Origin of the sequence: Reyranella sp. (assembly GCF_036558665.1) — a bacterium.
In the GTDB taxonomy this organism is placed as follows: Bacteria; Pseudomonadota; Alphaproteobacteria; order Reyranellales; family Reyranellaceae; genus Reyranella.
The window spans coordinates 1-4244 of the sequence record NZ_DATBFE010000077.1 but is presented as its reverse complement, the minus strand read 5'-3'; the positions used below and the strand labels follow the sequence as shown (position 1 = coordinate 4244).

The following is a 4244-nucleotide window of genomic DNA, read 5'->3' as shown; positions in this document are numbered from 1 at the left end:
GGAATTGCTGGTCGGCTTCTTCGATATCGGCGGCTTCCGCCGCTTCGCCGAGACCACCGAGCCGCAGCGCGTGCTCGATACCATGTCCGGCTACTTCGCCGTCACCGGCCGCATCGTCGCGGATGCCGGCGGACGCCTGGTCAAGACGGTGTTCGACGCCGGCCTCGCAGCCTTTCCGGGCGAGGATGTCGACGCGGCGGTGCGCGCCTTCCAGGAAGTGAAGGACAAGGGCGAAGCGTGGCTCGCGCAACGCGTGGGCAAGTGCCCGGTCGTGGTGAAGCTGCATCTCGGTCCGGTGGCGATCGGGCGGGTGGGCAGCCCGGGCGAGGAAGTGATCGACATCTACGGCCAGCCGGTGAGCGTGGCGGCGACGCTGCCGGGCACGGGCATGACCATGACGCCGTCGGTGTTCCGGCGGCTTCAGCCGGCGACGCGCAAGCTCTTCAAGAAGCACACGCCGCCCATCACCTATATCGACGTCGCCGACTCGCGCCCGGCGCGCCGCGGATAGGCCGGCGAGGCCCGGGGCCGCCCGAAGTCTTGACGGACCGTCCCGCTGCTCCGTACGGTTGCAGTCGCGCCCGCACTCTAGGCTAGGGGGAGAGGGCGATGCCTGAAGTCAATCGCGAGCGGGCATCGGACGCGCAGATGGGGCTGCACGGCGTGCTGCCGGCCGGCACGGCTCTGCGCGGCTACGAGCTGAGATCGGTCCTGGGTCAGGGCGCGTTCGGCATCACCTACCGCGCGCATGACACCACCCTGCATCGCGACGTCGCGATCAAGGAATACCTGCCGACGACGCTGGCCCTGCGCGAGGGTCGCACCACCGTCGTGCCGCGCTCGGCCGATCACGCCGAGCAGTTCGCCTGGGGCCGGGAGCGCTTCATCGACGAGGCGCGGACGCTGGCGAAGCTCGATCGCGTCTCGGCGATCGTGCGCGTCTTCGATTTCCTCGAGGCCAACGGCACGGCCTACATGGTCATGGCCCTGGTCGAGGGCGAGACGCTGAACAAACGGCTGCTGCGCGAGAAGACCCTGAACTCGGAGGCCGTCGAGCGGCTGCTCTATCCGCTGCTGGAGGGGCTGGAGGAGTTCCACGCCACGCGCTTCCTCCATCGCGACATCAAGCCCGCCAACATCATGCTCGACGACAAGGGCCGCCCGACGCTGATCGATTTCGGCGCCTCGCGGGCGGCGATGGCCGAGCGCTCGACGACCCTGACCGCGATCTTCACGCCGGGTTACGCCGCGCCCGAGCAGTTCGTCGCCTCGGCCAGGCTCGGGCCGTGGACCGACATCTACGGCCTGTCGGCGACGCTCTACCACGCGATCACCGGGCAGATCCCGCCGAGCGCGATCGAACGCATCCTGAAGGACACGTACGAACCGCTGGGCACGCTGCAGCCGCCGGGTTTTCCGGCGACGCTGCTGGCCGGCATCGATGCCGGGCTGACGCTGCACGCCGCCGACCGGCCGCAGACGATCGCCGAATGGCGCGAGATGCTGCGGGACGACGCCCCGGGCGAGGCACTGACCCAGGCGATGCGCAAACCCGGCCGGCGCGCAGGCGCCGCGGGCCGCAGCCGGCGAGCGCCCGGTGCGCCGGGAGGGCCGGCGCTGTGGGGCGCGACGGCCCTGGCTCTCCTGGTGTTGTGCGGCGGCTACTACTACGCCTATCGCGCCAATGCGCCGACGTCGGTGAGCACGGCGGCGCAAAGCCTGACCGCGGAGCAGCTCGAGCAGGCGCTCGCCGAGCGGCGCCAGGCGGACGCGCTGGCGGCCGAGAAGCGGCGTCTGGAGGAGGACGCACAGCGCAAGGCCGATGCCGATGCGGCGGCCAAGCGCCAGGCCGAGGCGGAGCTCGAGCAGGCGCGCCAGGCGCGGCACAAGGCCGAGCAGGAGCTCGAGCAACTGAAGGCCGACATCGAGACGCGCCGGCAGGCCAATGCCGGCCAGCAGGACCAGGCGGAGGCCGCCAGCCGCCGCGCGGCCGAGGAAGCGGCGCGGCAAAAGGCCGAAGCCGAGGCGGCGGCGCTGCGCCAGGCCGAGGAGGAGGCGCGGAAGAAGGCGGCGGCCGAGGCCGAGACCAAGCGCCAGGCCGACGAGGCGCTCGCCCGCGCGCAGGCCGAGCGCCAGCGCGCGGAAGCGGAGGCGCGCCAGAAGGCCGAGGCCGAGACGGCCAAGCGTCAGGCCGACGAGCAGGCGCGCCAGAAAGCCGAGGCCGAGACGGCGGCGAAGCAAAAGGCCACGACCGATGCGGCTGCCCAGAAGAAGGCCGAGGCGGCCGAGAACGCGCTGCGGCTGGAGCCGGCCGACCGCCAGCACATCCAGGTGGCGCTGACCGCGCTCGGCTTCGACACGCGCGGCAGCGACGGCGTGTTCGGGTCACGCTCGCGCGAGATGATCGCGGCCTGGCAGCAGAAGGCGGGTGCGCCGGCCACCGGCTTCCTCGATGCCGGCCAGCGCGACGCGCTCCTGAGTGCGGCCGCCGCCGCAGTGGCGAGATTCGACGACGATGCCCGGAAGAAGGCCGGGGACGACAAGCGCATGGCGGCGGAGGCAGCCGCTCCACGCGCCGCCCCGGCCGCTGCGGCCTCCGCGTCGACGCCAGCGGCGGATGGCCTGTGGCGCGGGACGTACAGTTGCGGTGTCGGCGCGGCCGTGGGGTTCCAAGCCCCGCACATCTCGCCACCATTCACGATCGATCTGGAGATGCGACTGGCTAATGGATCGGGCTCCTCGAAGGACTACTTGCCCGTTCATCTCCAGGGAGATACGCGCAAGATTGTGGTGGTGGTCGACTCCTCCGGAAGCGTGGAGACCACAGTCTTTCGTGCCAAATCCTCCACGAAACTGACCGGCCGCTTCGAGGGCAACGTCATTCGCGCCAGCGGCAGGGAAACCGTCGTCGATCGCGAATGCACGCTCGCCATGACACGCGAGGCGTCGCCGGCGGAGCAGGCCGCCGCAACGTCCGCACTGGCGAAGTTCAATGGGGCCTACTCCAGCTACACTGGCTCCAGTGGGGCGGCAATCACCAATAGCGGAAGCGTGAAGTTCGCGTTGACCCTCGACAACGGCCGCGGGACGGTCACCCTGAACAAGGCAGGCTGTGCGCCGCAGGTGTTCGCGGTCGACCTTTCTGCGACGGGTCAGGTGAGCGGCAAGGGAACCTTGACCTGTGTATTTCAGCAAGGACAGGACATCATCGTGGGACCGGCCACGATTACCGGCCATCCCAGCGGCGAGCGCCAATTTGCTCTTGAATTGGCGACAAATCGCGGAACGATAAGAGTCCAGCTTCGCGCCGGCAATTGACGCCGGCGACGCGATCCTCGCGGGCGGCTGGCGTGCCGTCTCAGGTGATTGCGGCGTGGATCTCGGTGCAGTGGCGGACGAGATTGGGGTGCGCCGACACGAACTGCTTCAACGGCGTATCGATGGCGTAGAAGTGGATGTTGGCGATGAACCCGTAGATCGCGGCATCGACGGCGCCCGCCTTGGCGCCATGCACGAAGCCCGACGCGGGCACGAGGTTCGCCAGCACCGCGAGGTCGGCGAGGCCGCGGGCGTAGGCGGCGTCCGGCGCGTAGCGGCCGATGCCCTGGAAGTGGTAGCGCTGGGCGTTGTACTCCCTCGCCTTCAGCAAGGCGGCCTCCGTCACCTGAGGATGTTCGCGGCGGAGCGCCGCCGCGAACAGCGGCCAGTAGCGCTCGTCCTTCCAGCGCGAGTAGGACATGACCCAGTAGAGATCGTCGAGCAGGCGGCCCACCAGGTGGTCGGTGTCGCGCTCGGCCTGCGTCAGGCTGCGGTCGATGTCGGGGCGATACCTGGCGAAGAGATGAGCGATGATGGTGTCGCTGTCGCCGATCGTCTTGCCGTCATCGACGATGTAGGGAAGCTGGCCGCGCGGCGCCGCCGAGGCGTCGAACAGGTGCTCGTGCACGAAGCTGATCCCCGCCAGCTTCAGGAAGGCATAGACCTTCAGCCCATAGCCGTTGTTGTCGGCGACGCCGAACAGGGGGGATAGCAATAGAACGTCAGTACGATCGCCCTGTCGCCCCCGTGTTCTCCGCTCTGGCCTACAGCGCCTTATTGCTCTCCTTCACCTTCTCCGCATCCAGATACACCTCGCTGCCCATCTCGGTGAACTTGGCCGACATCTCCGCCATGCCCGCCTGCTGGTCGTTCAGCGCCGCATAATCGCGCACGTCCTGCGTGATCTTCATCGAGCAGTATTTCGG

Annotated in this window: 2 protein-coding genes and 1 pseudogene; 2 read left to right on the top strand and 1 reads right to left on the bottom strand. The window is 69.2% G+C overall.

Annotated elements, in window-relative coordinates; genetic code table 11:
- Together VH499_RS13360 and VH499_RS13355 are read left to right on the top strand one after the other, a co-directional pair.
- The coding region (locus VH499_RS13360) for an adenylate/guanylate cyclase domain-containing protein (RefSeq protein ID WP_332053234.1) at window positions 1-511 on the top strand (511 nt) is incomplete at its 5' end.
- A 98-nt stretch (window positions 512-609) separates the two neighbouring features.
- Window positions 610-3318, top strand: coding sequence for a protein kinase domain-containing protein (locus VH499_RS13355; protein WP_332053233.1), 2709 nt, complete (start codon window positions 610-612; stop codon window positions 3316-3318).
- A gap of 40 nt (window positions 3319-3358) precedes the next feature.
- Here the strand turns inward: VH499_RS13355 and VH499_RS13350 are convergent.
- A pseudogene (locus VH499_RS13350) lies at window positions 3359-4050 on the bottom strand (glutathione S-transferase C-terminal domain-containing protein).
- Between the last annotated feature and the right edge of the window lie 194 nt (window positions 4051-4244).

What these genes read in the sequence shown, in the direction of transcription:
- VH499_RS13355 (WP_332053233.1), top strand. Translation starts at nt 610, where the DNA reads ATGCCTGAAGTCAATCGCGAGCGGGCATCGGACGCGCAGATGGGGCTG.